Origin of the sequence: Vibrio sp. vnigr-6D03 (genome assembly GCF_002835515.1) — a bacterium.
GTDB classification, from domain to species: domain Bacteria; phylum Pseudomonadota; class Gammaproteobacteria; order Enterobacterales; family Vibrionaceae; genus Vibrio; species Vibrio penaeicida.
Genome location: NZ_PIZL01000001.1, coordinates 629020 through 647879, shown reverse-complemented (window position 1 = coordinate 647879; position 18860 = coordinate 629020). Strand labels below are relative to the sequence as shown.

The following is an 18860-nucleotide window of genomic DNA, read 5'->3' as shown; positions in this document are numbered from 1 at the left end:
AACTGCTGAGTGTATTGGTGAAATTTGCGACAATGTTACAATTTTTTAACATTTATTGTAAGTTGTGACATTATTGCCTTAGTAATTAAATAATTTGCTTCTATTCTTGTTGTTGTTTTTATAACACACAAGAGAAACTATAAAATGAAGAAGTTAATCTGCTCTCTAGCATGTCTTATGGCATGCATTTCTACAGGTGCCTCAGCCGCCATTTCGCAACACCCCGTTATCCTTATTCACGGTTTTAATGCCGACCAGTTGAGCGAAAAACCAAACGCTCAACAGGTGGCATTAGCGGGTGAAGAAGGTTGGCGATCGTATTGGCTTTCTCGCTCTGATGAGCGTATCGATTGGCCTTCTCATGAACGGATCCAAGGCAAAATTGCATCAGACTATGTTTGGCCAAAACTTCAATCACTTTCTCGTAACAACACCTGCGCGAACGGCTGTATTTTTGTCACACATTCTACGGGCGATCTCATTGCACGACATATTTTGGACAACCAAAAACGCTGGCTTGAAAACGCAGGCTTAACGCCACTCAACATCGTCGCAACGGTAGATTTTGCGGGTGCAGGCGGTGGTTCAGAATTGGCCGACATTGCGATTAATGCAGCAGAAGGCGGCGGTGCAGGTAATTGGACACTTAGACAAGCTCTGTCATTGTGGTTGGGTATGGTACCGACAACGGGCAATACCGGTGTCTTGAACGATCTAAAAGTGGCAAACGCGAGACAACTTTCCGCGACACCAGATAGCCGAGTCCCACGAGTACGTATTGTTGGTGACAGGTCAGATTTTTGGGGGCTTACTGCTGGCTTCCTACCAGGGCACGATGATGGTGTCGTTGCTGCGCATTCCAGTTGTGGCGCAAAATCAGCTGGCAGCTACAACAGTTGCTCTGCGTTTGTTGGGCTTAATGGCAAGCTTACTGCTCAGTCTCGTGGTGTAACCCGCTTTATGGCGCAGCATTACCCTTTGCTTATGGGTGAGGATTATTCTCACAGTTCCCTTATCGATAACAAGCACGAAGGCAAAGTGACTACGGCACGCGCCAATTTGAGTTTAAGTAATGGCAAAACCGTTACAGTTAATACAGAAGATCAGAGCTCTTGGTGGTCGAGCAGCGTGTATCGTTATGTCCAACACTCAGACTCCCAATCGATGTCTCAGTTAACGTACAACTTGCTTGAGAGCGCGCGGTAAAGGTGTCTTATATTGAGTATTGCACAGCAGGTAATCGGGTTCTGTGATTTGGCAGAGCCCTGTTTTTCTCTTTCTTTGACCGAGATTCATTTATGAAAGTGTTTGGCTCTGCGTATTTGTCAGGAAATGTTTATGTTAGAAGCTTTGTCATTATTGTGGCCATTATTCTAGTGGCCTTGGTGACGTATCTGTCGTATGACAAAGACACCATTAAGGGCAGTAGCTCCGAAAAATACAGTCAACCCAAACAAGAAATGGCGGTGAAACCTAAAGACAGCGAGGTTGAGGTGCCCCAATTTGAGCAGCCCGATCAGGCTACGGATCTTGCAGAGCAGCCTATTGAACTCGAGACACCAATAAAGCAGCAATTCTCGTTGATAGCGAGTGCTTATAGTGAAGAGCTGAAGCACCCTGCGTACTCGCCGCCGCTTAACGATGACAACCCAATTACCCTCGATCCTAATCGATACCATAAAGTGGAATTACCTATTTTAGAGGGCAAGCACAAAGCGGCATTGAGGCTGGAACAATATCGTTATTTCTACCCTAACCCGATTCGCATCGCGATAGATTCACCACTTGAGATCCAGCAAGTATCGTTTGATTTACGGGGAGTCGAGAACGGGAAAAGCATTGCTAGCCAAACCGTTAATCGCGCAGAAGCTACATTTAAATCGAGCGAAGATTGGCCAGAAGAAATTCGTGTAAAAGCCAAAGTCACGTTCGCACAAGGGGATGATGTTCTGACAGGCGATTTTCGCTTCTACGTTCCAGTTGGAAAAATTACGGGCGTAGACACATTAGGTAGCGAAGGTCCCGACATGCTCATCCCTGTTCAGTTGGAAGTCAAAAAGAGCGGAACGTTTCGACTTCGGGCTAGCCTATTCTCGGCAAGCGGTCAGCCAATTGCGTCGTTACGTGTAACAAAGACGTTAGCAGAAGGTAGCCAAGAAATGCATTTGAAGGTGCACAGCAGTGTTTTAAAGAACAGCTCGTTAAAAAATAGCGCGTTAAAAAATGGGACTCAACAAGGTGGGGACTCCGAATTCGAATTGCGTTACCTTCAATTGGAAAAACTGTCTGATTTTCCCGGTCAGAAAACAGGTTTTGGCGTTAGCGATCAACCGTCTTATTCGTTAGGCTCGTTTGACGTGTCCCAACTGAGTGATGAGCCATATCAGCCTACAGCGCAAGAGAAAGAGCGCCTCGAATTCCTGAAAAAATTAGGGCAGTAAACACCGTTCAGTAAGCATTGAAATCTCAAAATGTGGATTGTGCCTAATTCACAGTGTGGCGTTATGTAACCAATTGATTATTTTTGATAATGTTGTCCAATACGTTTAAAGATGGGTTAGGGCGACAACATGAAATTGATAAGGAATTCGCGGCTTCGTTATCAAAAGGACAAATCCGATAAAGTCTACGAAGTGGATCTTGTCGAGCTTACATCAGGCGAACCTTCAAGGTATTTGGTGAATTTTCGATACGGTCGAAAAGGCAGTACCCTACGAGAAGGCACCAAAACCCGAGATCCAGTTACACTTGAGCAAGCGGAAAGGCTGTTTGATAGTGTGGTTGTTTCGAAGGTTAACAAAGGCTACCAAGATCAGAATGCTCTCTCGTCTTACACTTCTCTCCAACCTAAACAACCGAGCTCCGGATTTGACCACAACACGTTAATCAATCGCATTGAACGAGAATCCAGCCCTTATGAGCTGGGTCGGCAGATTTGGCGTTTACGCCCCGAGGCGAATCCCGATGTGGCGTCCTTGATAGCCAATAAGCTAGGCAGTGATACTTGGCAATTGGAATACGCTATTTTGTGGGCACTAGGACGAGTAGGTAGCGAAGCGAATATCGATGCCATTAAACCCTATCTATCCCATCAAGATGTTCGTCTCGCCACCATCGCATTGGAATCGCTAATTTCACTCTCGCCTAAATCTGAGCGCAAACGCATTTACGTGGAGGCCAGTGGCTTCGAACTCATTTCTGTGGAAGAGTTTGTCACTCAAGTTGATGATTTTATTGCCCAAAGAACGGCGAAGGGAAGCATTAATCTGTTGTTGAAGAAAGCGTATCTTCAATCCGTTTTTGATGAAGAGATGCATCAGTCATTACGAGATGTTCTCGCCAAAATTCCATACGCCCCCAATGCCTTCCAAGGTATTCGCTACATTCTAAAAATGAGTGAATTCCGGCTGGATGCCAATATGTTTGCCGCCGCATACTATCGTTTGGAGCAAAGTAACCCGTATTTCCAAAGAGCTTGGAAATACCATTACTCGCCTGAACATGGAAGGCTGGACATTGAGAATGAACTGTCGTCCCCAGAATCTAAACTTGCGCACTCCCAACATACTCATAACTACCTGATTCGTAGACAGTGGCGGGTGTTAAAACAATTGGGGGTTAATGAAAGCCCTGATTTCGTTCGGCTTGCGACTCAGCTTTTACTTCAATTTAAAGACAGTGACGGCAAGAAACCCAAAACGTCTGAAATTTACGAATACGATCAAAATTGGCGTCGTCACGTGAAAGCCGTGAACCACTACGATGAATTTGCTCGTTACTCCACATTGAATGCGTTGCTGAGAAGTGAGAACCCGCGTTATAAACGAAGCGATGCGGGGTACGTTTGGAAACTGAGCCCCGATGTGGTGTTTGAAGGTCGGGGTGAAGCGTTTGCTCACCTTTGGGACCAAGTGCCTCATAACTTACTTGAGTTAGTACTAGGTAGCCAATGCGAACCTGTATGTGATTTTGCGGTTCGGGCGCTACAAGACAACACAAGTTACACCGACGCGTTAAGTGGCGATATTTTGGTGGGCATATTGATTCGCCCGTACACTGCTTGCCAGAATTTCGCGCTGCCACTGTTAGAAACCTACTTAAAACGCCACGCCTTAAGCACAAAATGTTTGATTACATTACTCAACAGTGACGTAGAAGCCGCTCAAAATCTGGCTTTAGATCAATTAGATAAAATTCGAGACTTGTCGAAGTCAGTCGATGTATTAGCCGCGCTTCTTTTGATGGGGCAACCATCAATACACAAGTGGCTCGAAGAGCGAATGAAGCGAACTGCGCTGTTTAGAAGCGCTCAGAGTGAACTGCTCATGAGCCTTGTCTTAACGCTAACGGAACCGCACTCCGAGGGTAATTCCATTGAGACATTCGAGCACGCAGAGTGGCTGTCCGAATGGCTTAATTTACATTGTAAAGATGCCATTTCAACGCTTTCGTTATCACAAATTGAATTGCTGATTCTCTCTCAATATTCACCGAATGTACTGATAGGTTGCGAATTTTTGATGGCTGTTGATGTGGAGTGGGCACAGATACCCGCCACGATTTTTGAAGTGATTGAAAACAACCGTTCTCAAAAGGTTCAGTCATACAGTGTCGCCTTACTGTCTAAACAAAGTGCCGAAGAGCTAGTCGACAATTTATCCTACCTACTCAAACTGCTACTCAAAAACAATCTATCACAGCGCCAAGCTGTGTTGAAAACGTTGCCCGCGACTTACCAGCGTGGTAGCCAGCACCGCCCTCTTGTTTTTGGTAAGTTGGTTGATCTTCTCCACAAGCGCGAACTCGATAGCGATTTACAGCAAATGATTATCGGTTTTATTCGTCAAGAGTTTGAACGTGAGCTGTCGTTGAACTCTCTGGATGAAGTGATGAGTTTGGCTACCGCAACATCGACAATGGCACACGATCTTGCTTATGACGTTTTTGCCGACAGTTATAACGCGCGTCAGTTAGAGCGAACACTCACGGCAAGCCAATGGTACTCGCTTGCCCAAAGCAGCACCTATGCCCTTAGAGCATTAGCCATTGAACAATATGTGCGAACACCTGCAACCTTATTGAACGCGAATGAATCGCCAGAAGAGCCGGAACCCGTATTAACGCTACTCAACAGCCAATGGCAAGATGTACAGGACTTTGCGTTCGAATTTTGCCGTAATCAAATGACGTCAGAGCATTGGAACCCAGAGTCGATTGTTGCCGTATGTGATAACCCTGACGAGCGAGTACAAGCCTTCGGACGAGAACTCTTACAACGCTTCTTTGATGAATCCGAAGGCAAACAGTACCTGCTAAAACTCAGCCAACATCCTGCCGCAAACGTCGAGCTGTTTGTTACCCAATTGCTGGTACAGTACGCCGCAAATGATGAAGGTATTTTATTGGCATTGAAGCCCTATTTTGTATCGGTGCTGAGCCGAGTCAACCGTGGCCGTGTAGCAAAAGACAGAGTATTGAAATTTTTAACCGAACAAGCGGATTGCAGCGCTCTGGTTACGGAAATGGTATCGGATATTTTGGTTCGCCAATCTTTAACATCGGTTCAAAAGGATAAAGCCCAAATCCTTAAAGCCATGTTGCACTTGAAAAAGACGAATACCCACCTCGATATGCCGATTAAAGTGACTTCTCCTTCCTCAGTTATATCTAAAGAAGGCGCTATCTCTAACGAAGGCAATAAGTCTAAAGAAAGCACTTCGTCCAATGGGGGAGATTCAACACCAGAGAAGAAAGCCACGGAGCGCGAATCATGAAAGTAAGTTATCAATACGCATCCAAAAGCCAAGTTCGCTCTGGCTCCCAATCTACGGATGTTGCTTTTTCACCTGATACATCGAGAGCGCCTACGTTTTTCATTGGTGAAGTAAAGGAAAAACGCGTTTTCCGAGAGGCGATATCCGCCCTTCATGATGTGGTGATTTCAGACATGCGGTTTGTGCCAAGAAATCGAGACGAATACAAGATTTGGTTGGCACAAGAAGAGGAAAGGTTACTTGCAGAATTTGTTAGCCGCCATGGAGAAGTAAAAGAAGAGTTAGAGGCGGTAAAAGCCGAACTTTCTTCGATGGGCAAAGCGTCCAGCGAGATCATGGCTCCGTTCTATAAAGCGCAAGACCAATACTTCAAATACCTATACAAGCACGATATGGATGCTTGGTATGTGCTCGACCCAGTGATTACCGTTCACCCTGATCAGGTCTTTTTTGAGTGTTTTTCCGAAGACGAATCAAGCTATGGAAAGCTCAGCTGCAACTACGACACCTTTGAGCACATCAGCGACAAGGAATATGGGACGACGAACATTGATTATTCCCAAGGGCTATACGACGAATTCCAAAAAATTCGTGACTATCGGAAGACGCAGCTAAAAGTCGACCCTGATGGATTTAATGTACAGACCAGCGGCAGCGACGCCTTTGAGGAAAAGAAAATTGATTTACCCGACTCTTGGGTAAGAGGCTTCTTGCAAGTTAGCTCCGCCATGACACTTCCGATGGTGAAATTCCGCCTACATCCGATGGATATTCACAACATTTGTACATTACTCAAACGCAAGAAAGAACGGGTCGGTCCGCGTTCCATGCGTTTCGAGCTGATCCCAAACAAGCCCATTCAGATTGTGATGGAGCCTTGGGGGGATGTTGTCACCTGCGCACGATCCTTATACCGTGGAGAGGAAGCGCGCACTATTCGAACATGGGGGCGTCGACGTATTTTGATTCTTGAGCGTTTGTTGCCCATCGCGGATAGCTTCGACGTGTGCTTGCTTGGCGATGGGATGCCGTCGTTTTATGTCGCGAACATGGGTGGGATGACTTTTACCTTGGGTTTATCGGGATGGAGCGCGAACGATTGGTCGGCGGCAGGGCAGTTCGATCTATTAGCCCCAAGAGATACCGTTGACGAGCTAACCAGCCAGCGAGTCTATTTGGCTCTTAAAGAGACTCAGCAAGAGAGTGCAGCAAGTTTAGCTTCTCGGCTAGCACTGGATGTGAGTGTGGTGAAATCGGCATTGGCGCAATACAGTCAGCTTGGGCAGGTGTTGTACGATTTATCGTTAGATGTTTATCGTCTTCGTCATCTTTACAATCAGCCCATCGAGTTAGAAGAAATACGTTTCACGAATGAACGAGAGCAAAAGGCGAACAATTTCGTTGAGGCTAACTTGGTGTCGGTTACACAGCTAAACCAAGGTTCAAAAGGCACTGAGATCATTGGGCTGACGCTTGATAACGGTAAAGAATTTCAGTCGAAGCTTCGCATCGACCAAGACCAGAGATTGGTGGAAGGTGAGTGCCAGTGTCATTTTTGGCACAGTAATAAATTGAGGCAAGGACCGTGTGAGCATATGCTAGCGCTTCGCTTACAATCCACAAGAGAGCAACATACAGAGGTGACGGCATGATAGTTACCTCCCTCTCAAAATTCAGTTCTGTCTCAACTTTTTTACTTGCAGAACAAAGAACTAGCAATACAATAGAACACTACAGCAGCGCGGCAGAAGAACCTTGCCTCTCGAATGGTGGATCACCATTCAGGTATAAAGACTGCCCACGCATCACTGATGCTATCTTTACTGAGCCGTACAGTCACCTATACCGCTATTGCGGTGTGACTTCACAGAAGTCAATGAGCGGTATAGGTAACGTACGGCATCGAGTTGATAACCTCAGTACTAAGAACTCTTCGAAGGAATATCTTGTCGCGCTGCGTTCCTTTTTTCGTTTACCCGAACTTTGCTTAAAGACGTTCCGTTTAGGTACACCCCATCTAAAAATAAAGCTGAAACCGTCGCTTTCACAGACATATATGTTGCGCGCCATCCTAGGATTCACGGCTGAGGAGGTGGCTTATGTCTGATTCTTCCAGTCAATCAACGTCTCGCTCAAACTCTTCCAACGCAAGCCATCAGGAGGCTTCGGTGACCGATTCTGCTCCAAAGCTGACGCGTCAGCAAATTTACGATCGCATTCGAGAAAGCAGCAAGGATGAATACATTCTTCAAGAAATGATTCGCCTTGGGTTCTGGAACAAAGATGACGAACAGCCAAGTCTGACTCAAGAATTTATTGAGCGCCGCTCCGAACTCACAAGAAAGCTTAGGGAGCTAAGCGATCTAGATTCGTTATACGCTGACCCTGAAAAAGCATTAGAAGCTCTGCATAAAGAACGCAAAAAAGCGGCGTTAGAAAAGCGAGAGCAAACTCGTCAAGCACTGAACCAAAAACGCTATGACAGAGCATTGGCATGGTATAACCAGCAAAAAGAGACATTCACTTGGTTAGGAGATGACGTTTCTCTCGGGTTAAAAAACAAAGAGAACGATGATGGCAGGCTTGAAGAACGAGAGTTGCCAACGTTTGAAAACATCGCAGCACTAGCCGGAGCAATGGGTATCTCGGTTTCAGAACTTCGATTTTTGGCATACCAAAAAGACGTATCGAACGTCAGTCATTATCAACGATTCAGCATTGCCAAGAAAACGGGCGGGCTTCGCCATATTTCGGCGCCAATGCCGCGGTTAAAGCGCGCGCAATACTGGCTGTTAGACAACATCCTCGCTAAGTTGTCTGTGCACGATGCTGCCCATGGTTTCGTGACGGGCAGAAGCATTGTGTCTAACGCCCAGCCACATGTCGGTAAGGCAGTGGTTATCAACATGGATCTGAAGGACTTCTTCCCTAGTATCAGCTACAAACGGGTAAAAGGATTGTTTCAATCCCAAGGGTACAGTGAAGAACTTGCTACTGTTTTTGGGTTACTGACGACAGAGTCTGAAACACAAGAGCTGGAAATGGATGGTCAAACTTGGTTTGTTGCTCAAGGTGAGCGCAGACTGCCGCAAGGTTCACCTTGTAGCCCTGCGATTACCAACGTGATGTGTCGCCGGTTAGATGCCAGATTGCAAGGTATGGCCGACAAACTCGGGTTTGCTTACACCCGCTATGCCGATGATTTAACGTTTTCCACTGACAGCGCAGAGAAAGCCCAAGCACTTTTATGGCGCGCAAAACAAATCGTTGTGAGTGAAGGTTTTACTCTTCATCCAGATAAAACCCGTGTTATGCGAAGGCACCAAAAGCAAGAAGTCACAGGCGTAGTCGTTAACGAGAAGCTCTCGATAGACCGCAAAACTCTGAAACGCTTTCGCGCTACGCTCAAGCAAATCGAGCTCGATGGTCCTGATGGTAAGCACTGGGGAGCAGGTGAGCTTTTCGCATCAATGGAAGGCTACGCCAATTTTGTTGCGATGGTGGATGCCGAAAAAGGCATTCCGCTGCAAAAAACGTTGGTGCATTTGAAGCGTCAGCACGGCGTCACCACCAAGCATGGCAAAGTGACCGAACTAAACAAGCGCTTGTTACGGGTGAAAGCGGCTAATGGGGAGAACCCCAAAGAAGGCTGGTGGCAACCGGAAGAGAAACCGGCGCCTGAATTGGAGCTAACACCTAACCAGATTGCTGAACGCAAGCGAGCGATCAAGCGACAGAGAAATCAGGAACAAAGAGAGAATCAAGGCGCGAATTCTGAGTGGCAAGATGCAGATTTCAATCAGGATAACGAAGCTAACCAAGGTGACGGCTGGAGTGACCTCGAATCGGATGCTAAGAAAAAGTGGACGACGCGAGAGTACATTCTCGGTTTACTGTTCTTACCAATCGTATTGGTCATGCTGTTCTTTAAAGCACCTTGGAATATCAAATGTATTGTTGTTGGTGTGCTCTGGCTTCTGTACCTCTATCTGAATTAAACTACGCCTAATTTTTGTCGTAGCAGGGAACCCAAGTGGAACTGTTTAATATCGAGTTTTTAGGAAAACCATTAAGGCTAGAAGGCTCAATGGCAGGCTGGCAACAGCTGTATTGGGATAACACGCTAGTCTCGCAATTGGATGCCAATGCAGAAAGGCTGGATCACAGCCATGCGTTTCAATTAACCAGGGGCGAACAGGCAATAGAGTGCCAAGTAAATGTTGATTTAAAGTGGCAGCCTTTCCATATTCAATATGAAGCGAAAGTGGACAACCAATTAGTGGCGCAAGGGCAACGAGACGCCAAAGATATTGAAAGGCAAACCCCCGTTGTACCTGTAAAGCAGGAACGAAAGTTCAGTGTCGTTGGGTTATTTGCTCTTGGCATGAAAGCGCTAAAAAGTGCAAAGGTGATCAAAGGTGTACTCGCCGCGTTGAGTTTGGCTGCCTATTCTTGGTTTTTCTCGTTTCAATTTGCCTTAGGTTTGTTGGCGTGTTTGATGTTCCACGAATATGGGCATATTCGCGCCATGAAATTCTTTGGCATGAAGACCAAAGGCATTTATCTGATTCCATTTCTGGGTGGGCTCGCACTCAGTGACGAGAAAATTAATACCCGCTGGCAAGACGTGGTGATATCCATCATGGGTCCGACGTTTGGCTTAGTACTATCGATGGCTTTATTGGTGGTGTATTGGGTGACTGGAGATGTGTTCTTTGCAGGTCTCGCGGTATTTAATGCGTTCCTCAACTTGATCAACTTATTGCCTGTGTTGCCATTGGATGGCGGGCACGTGCTCAAGAGTATCAGCTTCTCATTCAACAGTGTCGCAGGACTGGCTATCTGCATTGTCGCGGCCGTAGCAGGCATTATTGCAAGCTACACATTTGGTATGGCTTTGTTCGGCTTCCTTCTGATTATGGGTAGCATCGAAATCATCGTTGAATGGCGAACGCGACATAACAGCCATCTACTTCCTTTAGATCGTTATGGGCAACTGGTGTCTTTTGTCTGGTATGTGGCGTTGGTTGCCGCGCTGGTGGGAATCATGGTTTATATCGGTTCAAGTGGCGACCAGTTACTGAGCCTACCACTCCAAATATTGGCAAGCTAGTGCATTAAAACAGCCTAGTATTTTGAGGGTTGTTGGCTGTAGCATCGCGTAATAACGGAAAAGATGAGGTTGCGGCCTCATCTTTTTTATATCGGTATTTTGAACAATTTTTATGTGTTTTAGAGATAAAGGTGTATCTCGATCCCTTCAATATCTGATTAGGGTTTGGTTGACTGGGATGCAAGCCCCGTCACATTCTATAAATTTTGATTCATAAAACTGAAATATTTCTCTTCCAGCTCAGGTCTGAGTTCTGAAGTTGGGCAATTTAGTACTCGCTGAAATGCTGTAGTTACGGTAAGTTGAATATGGTTCGATACTGATCTATTCAAATCAATTATAAATAAAGGGAATGTTATGCAGTCTGCTCTCTATAAGCGTGCAGTTATTATCGCTGTTATTGTCGGTTCCATCTTAAATCTTATTAATCAATTCGATGCGTTGCTTGGTCCTGCGGATTTCAATGTGGTAAAGGCTATGCTCACCTATTGTGTCCCTTTTATTGTGTCTATTGTTAGTAGCAAGATTACATTGAAATCGGTCGAGAAAAACATGGTTGCGCCTGAATGTCCTGAAGATATTGCCGGCTTGGTTTGTCGGGATACGTTGTCTGAAGCGCGTGGCAAGGTTCAGTCGATGAGATCAAACGCAGGAAACGTGAATCAGGCTTCTAGAAAGCGTTTGGCGTTTGCAGAATCTGTGGTTGATCAAGCTCATGAGGTGACGTCGGGTTCCTGCGAACTGGCAAAATTAGCGGAAGTATCGCAAGAACAAATTCACAGTGTCCACGGTAACTTCAACTTGATGAACAAACGTCAAACGGAGTTTATGGCGGAATTCTCGCAAGCATCTGAGTGGGCAGATAATCTGAAAGAGTCCATAGATAACCTTAGCCAGCAGTTTTCTCAAATCGAAAATATGGCGTCGTCCATCACCTCCCTTTCTGATAAGACGAATTTACTGGCACTGAACGCCTCCATTGAAGCTGCGAGAGCGGGAGAATTTGGTCGCGGTTTTGCTGTTGTGGCAGAAGAAGTTAAAGGGTTGGCGAACAAATCTGGTGAAGATGCTCAAAAGATTAATGCATTAATGGGAGAGCTCAGTACAACCAGCACCAAACTTGCCGATGATGCAAAATTGTTTGCTGAATCCATGTCGAAAATGCAGGAAAACACGAGTCACGAAGAAGCAGAGCAGGTGGCGGTTTCTATTGATCAAATTCGTTCTGCTGCAACCGATGTTCATGATCGTGCTCAATGGCAGATTGCAGAGATGGAAAAAATGGCAGAGAAGGTTAAGCAGTTAGCAGAAGATGCCAAAGCGGCTGTAGATGGCTCAGCCAATAATATGGAATTAAGCGACAGTCTGCTCACGGACTTACAGCACGTCGTTAAAGCATCATAAAGAAACGTTATATACCCAAGCGCCGATAACGCTAAAACCGACAATGGAATCGGTCTCAATGTATTTTGAGACCGATTTTTTACGTCTAAAGACAAGGATATAAGCGGTAAGAATTGCCAGCCTTCTTTGATTCCATTAAAGTAATTTCTTATTAAGATTCTTAACTTAAAGTAATGCAATGGATAAAGTGGATAACATCTTGCGTCAGTGGCAAGAACAACGACCTGATCTAGATACCTCATCAATGGCCATTTTAGGCAGAATAGGGCAGCTGCGCGGTCATATTGCGCCAAAGCTGAAGAAAACGTTCGCGGAATTTGGGCTCAACTCAGGTGAGTTCGATGTGTTGATGACGTTGAGACGCTCAGGGGAGCCTTACACACTTTGCCCTCACAATTTGTTGCAATCGATGATGCTGACATCGGGAGCCATGACCAATCGTATCGACAAGCTAGAGAACAAAAAACTAGTGGTTCGAAGCGCTGATCCAAATGACAGAAGAGGCGTTCAAGTGTCGCTCACAGAAGAAGGATTAAAGCTGGCGAATACTGCGTTGGAAGCTCACGTTAACAACAGTGAATCGCTGCTAACATCCCTTAACAAAGATGAAAGAGAAGCGCTGTCTACATTGTTGAGCAAACTACTTTCTGCGCAAGAGCAGTCGGAATAACATCTGTTCGTTTAAAAAAGCAAAATGAAACAAGGCGACCCTTAAGTAGTCGCCTTAGTGTTTTTATGGTGAGAGCTGCGTTTAGGCTACAAGCTTCTTTGGTATTTACCGCTGTTTTGAAGCATGGAGCTAAAGTTTCGAAACGTTTAGCTGGAAGTCGACAGAAAACTCCGGCTGTTCATTTGACAGATGAGTGGGCACTTCTTTTGGCCGGTACACATCGGTAAACCTAAATGAAAGTTGGTGATTCAAATGATTGAACACCTGCTTCTGGTCCGTTGTTATCAAAGTATCATTTTCATTATCTATGGAGATAAAAACTTTCCCATCAATGAGTTTGAAACTGAGCGTGACGGAATTTTCTGCAAGAGCAATATCAAACGTGTGTCGGATGTTTTTGGCGGTTAAGAATTGAAGACCATTTGCGTCAACGTAGCGGTCGAATATTTCAGGCCCATCCGGCTGATGCTTAATCTGGGATTCTTTTCGGCATTTCAAACATCGAGGAATGGCATCTTCCTCGTTCCAGTCGTCGACAAATTTTTGATTGAAATGCAACACACCATTAAGAACTGAAAACTGATTGTTTGTTTGTTCCGACTCTGCCTGAGAGCAAGCGGTTAACCCGCTGACCAAGCATAGGGCCATTATAATTTTATGCATCAGTTATTGGTTCCTTGCTTGTTCTAAACGTTCAAAAAATGCTGCTGATGGTGTCTCTTCTATAATGTATTCCTGCTGGTCATTGGACAGGTAATCTTGCCGCTGGTTTGGCATATTACTGCTGTATGACGAGCGCGAATCGCCTGTATTGCCGCTTGGTGTGCTTTGGAATTTTAAGCTCACAGCCGCCCAGTCGTTAAAGTCGTTCAACACCGTTTTACCGTTGTTTTGACTGGATGCGTTGGTGTTGGTTAAGTCCAATGAAAGCGCGGTGTCGTTGGTGTCACCATCGCAATTAAAATCCACTCTGTCGGTAACACTTCTGCCTAAACCTTTTGTTTCATCTAAGCTGTTTTCATCTAGAGGTGAGCCGGAGCCGTCGGAATAATCGATTTTGAAATTGTCATGCGCTCCAAAGGGACCATTGATAAGATCACTTGCTTTTGTGGCATAACCTTGTGGAGTCGCTGCGCACTTAGAATTAGCTAGCTTATTATCGTAATTGCGTAAGTGGTATCTATCTCCCTCGTTTTGCCCTAGTACGGAAAGGCCATCAAGCTGGTACATGTAGTTCATGATGCTGTAGTAGTTGGGCTTGAAGTTAAGGTCTTCATTACCGCCATGTCGTAGCCCAAGGTTGTGTCCAAACTCGTGCATAATAGTACTGGCTTGATAATTGATGAGCTCGTTTTGGGTACTAGGATAACGACTATTGAGTTTCCATTTTCCAAGCGTGATCAGTGAATCATTTCCGTTGATTTCAGCGATTCCTGAAGAACCAGCGGTTCCATTGGCTTTTTGGCTATTGGCAAACAGCATGTAATAGAAAACTAAGCGGCGACGAACATCCATATGTTCTATCTTGTAGCTTTGAAGGGTAGTGGGATTATAGTATCTGTTTATCCCAATACTGGCGGAATAAGGCACTTCATTACCACCGCCTAAATTATGATCCTGTCCATGAAGCGCACCGGTATCGAAGTGCAACGAGTAACCTCGGTTTTGAAAGGCGAATTTCACTTTATCTAGTGCTTCTTTTCTCGGGATAATACCTTCATCTGCAATCTGGCGGTTGTTATTCGTTGCGTCCATGTAATCAATTTCAATGAAGATATCGGTTTGCCCTTCTCTGGCTCCCCAGTTGTACATGTTCATGCCCGCGTAAGTGCTATCTGGACGCTCTGCACAGTCAGGAATATTGTCGTTATCACTATCGGCTGTACAGTTGTTCACATCGTTCTTTCCACCTGGTGTTGGAAAGGTAATGACAGTCCAATCTTCCGCTTTGTTGGTGTCTGAGTGGTTTTCAGCACGAGCCAGACTCTTGCCAAGAGTTCGTGGTAAACGTTCAATCGTTGACGTTCCTGTCCAGCTTTTGCTGGAAGTTGGTGATGTGTAGTTGCCACCAAATCGGACAAAATCTGCAGTTTTTTGTGATGCTACTTGGACAAGTTCGACAAAGCCACTATCCGTCCAATAAGGGACATGTGAATTTGCAGTTAACGTGATCACTTGGCTGGAGCTACCTGTCTCTGCATAAGCGTATTCCACATCACGCGCTTGCAATAGGAGGTAGGCACCCGCTTTGAGCGTTTGTTGAGGCAAGGTAAACGTATGGCTACTTAATACCGAGCCGCTTGAGGTTCGCGCTCCTGATTTCAACGAATAATCACTCAGATCCACATCTTTGGAGCCAGTATTGTAAATTTCGATCCAACGCCGATCGTCAGTGTACTGTGACGTTGAAATTTCGTTGATAACAAGTGTTCTGATGACTGAGTGATTTGGATCATTCGGGTAATAGTCGGAATTGTCTCCAACGCCATCCCCATCGCTGTCTTTTTGTTCGTTTGGATTGTTAGGGAACGCATCTGCATTATCGCCTACGCCATCCCCATCCGAATCTTTCGATTCAGCAGCATCATTTGGGAAGGCATCACTGTTATCACCTACTTTATCGCCATCGGTATCAGCGTATTCTTTAGCGTCGGTAGGGAACAAATCTGCACCAACAGGCCATGCTCCATGAGTATTTCGATTCCAATTGGCTGCAGATAACAAGTTGCCTTGTGAATCCGTATGATCCCAATAGCCATCATTGTCCCTGTCATTTCGAATTACCGCTGTTACAGCTCCATTCTGACTGGTTAACTGAACGGTCTTGTTTTCAAAATCAGTCGTTGAGTTGCTTTTCTCTGTTTTAATCAGGGTTCCAATCGCTTTGATTTTCGATTCAATAGTACTGTCTGACGATTGTTGTCTAGCATTGGCAACGGACTGATTTTCTGGCATTAACGATGTTTGCACCAAAACACGAGCCGCAAACGCGACATCTGAGAGGTTTTGGGATTTATAGTCTTCCAGTAAATCGGCTAACTCGATTTGCAAGTCGGCCGCAACTTCTTGCTTGGCGGTTTCAATCGCAATACCGCGATCCATTTTTTGTTTAAGCAGTGTGGTTATGGGAGTAACGATAAGCTCCCCCGCAGGTGCACTGAGAAGGAAGTTTCGAGTCACCGGAGCGAGGTTATCTTCATCTATTGTTGTGCCCTTAATAGCTTGCACAACGACAGAGTAGGAAGATGGGGAAGTAATGTTTGAAACATCTAACGTTGCTTTACCATTCAGCCCAGTTGTTGCAGTCGGCTCATTGGTATCGTGCGAGAAGTTATTGTTGAGATCGAGCCACACCCTAGCATTTCTCAAATACCCATCAATCGCGGTAACGTCCAGTTTGCTAGTGGTACTCCCAGCTGGTCCTGTTTGTCCATTTGCTGAGCCGTCACTGCCACCGCCACATCCTACGAGCGCAATCGTCAGAGAAAGCGCGCTGAGTTTTAGATATTTTCTAGCCATGAATTCCTGTTTAACTTCCCCGTTATAACCACGTTTCGATATTACTATGATTTTTGTTAATGAGGTGTAAGTATTAGTAACTGTGAGTGGTGATCTCATTATAAATATTTATAGCGTGAATACGTGAGCTTATACACTAAGAATTACAGTGTGAAGTGATTGGGCTTAACAAGGGAAAAAGACCTCAATGAGAGGTCTTTAAAATTGATAAATATTTGATAATGCCTGCCAAATTATAGTGGTTGGCACCTTGGGCAGTTAGGTGGTGGAGTCGGTGTACCCGGAACGTGGACATAGCCTAGCGATAAGCTGTCGGAGTATTTGCCATCAGATAAGCTGATCGAAACGCTGTTGATACCGGCATTCGCTGGTACAACACTGATCACTTTTGAGCCGCTTAGGCTACTCAAACTGTATGATTTTGATGCTGTACGCCCGTAAAGATCATCACGTACGCGAATGGTCAGACGCGCATTTACGCTTGAGTCTTTTGCTGCGGTCGAGTATTTGTCTACCAAATACTGAATGTTGGCTTTCACACTCCCAGAAGATTGATACGCATCACCGCTGATGATCCTCGGTTTCTTCTGTACCCAAACCCCCTCTGCAGAACACATTCCGCTGGCTCTGTTTATCCAAACTAAGCCGTATCCATACGTTTTAGAGAACTTCATGTTGTGGTATGAGTTTGCATCCCAGTTGGATTTATCTTTCCCGACGTAGCCAAATTCTGAGTTGTTAAAACGCACATATGCCAAGCGGTCAAACAGATTGCCTTTTGCTCGGAATACTTCGTTTTGGGCGACGTGTTTTGGCACTTCTACGCGCAAGTAGTCGAACGAGTTAAACAAGTTAACCAGTGCTTCAAAAAAGTCCTGATACTCTTGCTGGTTCTCTTGGTAGTCCGGGTCTTGATAGATATCGTAGCCGTTGTCTACTGCTTGTTGTACGTCTTCAGATTTAAAGTCATAAGATTTAACTCGCCCGTATTCACAACCAGGAGGAAGATCTAACGTTTTTGCCTGAGATGTCAGTGAGGTGGATGCAAGCGCAATAGCTGCAATAGGGAGGATATACTTATTTTTCATTAACTTATTCCTTGTTAACTTTCTAGCCAAAAGCAAAAGTGAAGAAACTTCACATGATGCGTTCGCATACAGATTTAACTGAGGAAGGAGTTTAATGATAGAGCAATCAAGCGAGCTAGGTTTGCAAATGAGAGCACTTCTTACTTAATCGGCAGAGGCTCTCATTCGCTTTCACTCCATATTCATAAATGTTCACAAAATAAACAGTGTTGGTGACTGTTTTATTGAGAACTCCGCTACTGAGTGGCGCAATCTGCCCACGGAGAGCTAATTTCCGTTATACCGAAATTGCCTGCGCGCGTGCTTTCTATGATCGAAGGGCATGCAAATGTATAGGGGTAAACGGTTCTCTTAACAGCTTCAGAGCGATCAATCGCGCCTTCAAGTTCTGCCAAAATGTCTTTTCCTAGTGCTTCATCGACATAGGTTTTGTCTGGTTGACTGGTATCTTTATAAAGAAATTCGTAGATATTTTTAAGGGTTCGTTCAAATATGAGAAGGATTTCTTTAGATTAGAAAAGGCACACTAATAGTTTTATATATAAAGTATTGTTTCATTAGCGTGCAAGCAACATGACTACATGGATCAAACTTGGAAGTGGTTGTAGAGCCAAGTTGGGATTATGCTTAAGTTGGTCAGCGCCATAGAGAGTAACGAGCACAATACCACTCCAAAGGTAAGTGGAGGGCTTTCTCGATTTGTAGCAATAATATTGGCAAAACAAGCGGTCACAATTACACCAAGCGCTAAAATGTGGCAAAGTACAATCACTTTAATATTCAAAGCGGTATGCCAAGCAAGCTTCGCGGATTCAATGATGAATTGCATTCCCTCAAATTGTTCAATTGATTTTGCTGAGTTGACGACGCTTTGCGGGAATTCAACGTCGACGATCCAGTAAGCGGAAAATACTATTGGTAAAAAGCAGCCGATTTCAAACAGCGTGTAATTATCCCAGATTTCGATGCGATAGAATTTTACCAGCAGCGCCAACGCCACGATCCCAACCAAACCAGAGACTGCTACAGTTTGATAGCTAACGTATAGCACACCCAATACACAGCACGTAACCAAAAAAATAATAGTAAAAGCAACGACCTCATCACCATCGTCTTTTTTTCTTGTATTCATAAAAAACCTTTCTAAACAAAAATAATGGCCGGAGGCATTAGCTCACGCTAAGCCCCCAATTTAAAATTAACGCGGAAGTGAACGAGTGTGAGAACACACATCTTCCCAGACACCATTTCGGTAGCGCTTATAAGCGCAAACTGGAACAACTTTTGGTCGA

Annotated in this window: 13 protein-coding genes; 8 read left to right on the top strand and 5 right to left on the bottom strand. The window is 45.0% G+C overall.

Annotated elements, in window-relative coordinates; genetic code table 11:
* The first annotated feature begins 144 nt into the window (after positions 1–144).
* The 8 genes from CW749_RS02820 to CW749_RS02780 all read left to right on the top strand — a co-directional run bounded on the left by CW749_RS02820 (position 145) and on the right by CW749_RS02780 (position 12961).
* Positions 145–1206 carry a hypothetical protein gene (locus CW749_RS02820; protein ID WP_101110417.1) on the top strand — a complete coding sequence of 354 codons (1062 nt, stop codon included), beginning with the start codon at positions 145–147 and terminating at the stop codon, positions 1204–1206.
* A gap of 92 nt (positions 1207–1298) precedes the next feature.
* Positions 1299–2441 carry a hypothetical protein gene (locus CW749_RS02815; RefSeq protein WP_101110414.1) on the top strand — a complete coding sequence of 381 codons (1143 nt, stop codon included), beginning with the start codon at positions 1299–1301 and terminating at the stop codon, positions 2439–2441.
* Between the two features lie 129 nt (positions 2442–2570).
* Positions 2571–5774 carry a hypothetical protein gene (locus tag CW749_RS02810; protein ID WP_101110411.1) on the top strand — a complete coding sequence of 1068 codons (3204 nt, stop codon included), beginning with the start codon at positions 2571–2573 and terminating at the stop codon, positions 5772–5774.
* Entirely contained in the window at positions 5771–7426 is a 1656-nt protein-coding gene (locus tag CW749_RS02805; RefSeq protein ID WP_101110410.1) for a hypothetical protein, read from the top strand. Before CW749_RS02810 ends, CW749_RS02805 begins: the two co-directional genes overlap by 4 nt.
* 447 nt (positions 7427–7873) lie before the next feature.
* Positions 7874–9772 (top strand): reverse transcriptase family protein, encoded by a 1899-nt coding sequence (locus tag CW749_RS02795; protein WP_101110406.1) that lies wholly within the window; start codon positions 7874–7876, stop codon positions 9770–9772.
* Between the two features lie 35 nt (positions 9773–9807).
* Complete coding sequence (locus CW749_RS02790; RefSeq protein ID WP_101110404.1) at positions 9808–10887, top strand: site-2 protease family protein; 1080 nt, start codon at positions 9808–9810, stop codon at positions 10885–10887.
* 357 nt (positions 10888–11244) lie between these two features.
* A complete protein-coding gene (locus CW749_RS02785) occupies positions 11245–12291 on the top strand; it encodes a methyl-accepting chemotaxis protein (protein WP_101110402.1) in 1047 nt (348 codons plus the stop codon).
* 178 nt (positions 12292–12469) lie between these two features.
* Entirely contained in the window at positions 12470–12961 is a 492-nt protein-coding gene (locus CW749_RS02780) for a MarR family transcriptional regulator (protein ID WP_101110401.1), read from the top strand.
* Positions 12962–13090: 129 nt separating this feature from the next.
* Here CW749_RS02780 and CW749_RS02775 read toward each other — a convergent pair whose 3' ends face one another.
* The 5 genes from CW749_RS02775 to CW749_RS02755 form a co-directional block, all read right to left on the bottom strand.
* The gene (locus tag CW749_RS02775) at positions 13091–13624 is read right to left on the bottom strand and encodes a hypothetical protein (protein ID WP_101110400.1); all 534 of its coding nucleotides are present in this window, start codon (positions 13622–13624) and stop codon (positions 13091–13093) included.
* A 3-nt stretch (positions 13625–13627) separates the two neighbouring features.
* The gene (locus CW749_RS02770; protein WP_180958310.1) at positions 13628–16480 is read right to left on the bottom strand and encodes a lamin tail domain-containing protein; all 2853 of its coding nucleotides are present in this window, start codon (positions 16478–16480) and stop codon (positions 13628–13630) included.
* Between the two features lie 233 nt (positions 16481–16713).
* The gene (locus tag CW749_RS02765; RefSeq protein ID WP_101110398.1) at positions 16714–17568 is read right to left on the bottom strand and encodes a hypothetical protein; all 855 of its coding nucleotides are present in this window, start codon (positions 17566–17568) and stop codon (positions 16714–16716) included.
* A gap of 236 nt (positions 17569–17804) precedes the next feature.
* Positions 17805–17963 carry a hypothetical protein gene (locus CW749_RS02760; protein ID WP_180958309.1) on the bottom strand — a complete coding sequence of 53 codons (159 nt, stop codon included), beginning with the start codon at positions 17961–17963 and terminating at the stop codon, positions 17805–17807.
* A 191-nt stretch (positions 17964–18154) separates the two neighbouring features.
* A complete protein-coding gene (locus tag CW749_RS02755) occupies positions 18155–18700 on the bottom strand; it encodes a hypothetical protein (protein WP_101110397.1) in 546 nt (181 codons plus the stop codon).
* Between the last annotated feature and the right edge of the window lie 160 nt (positions 18701–18860).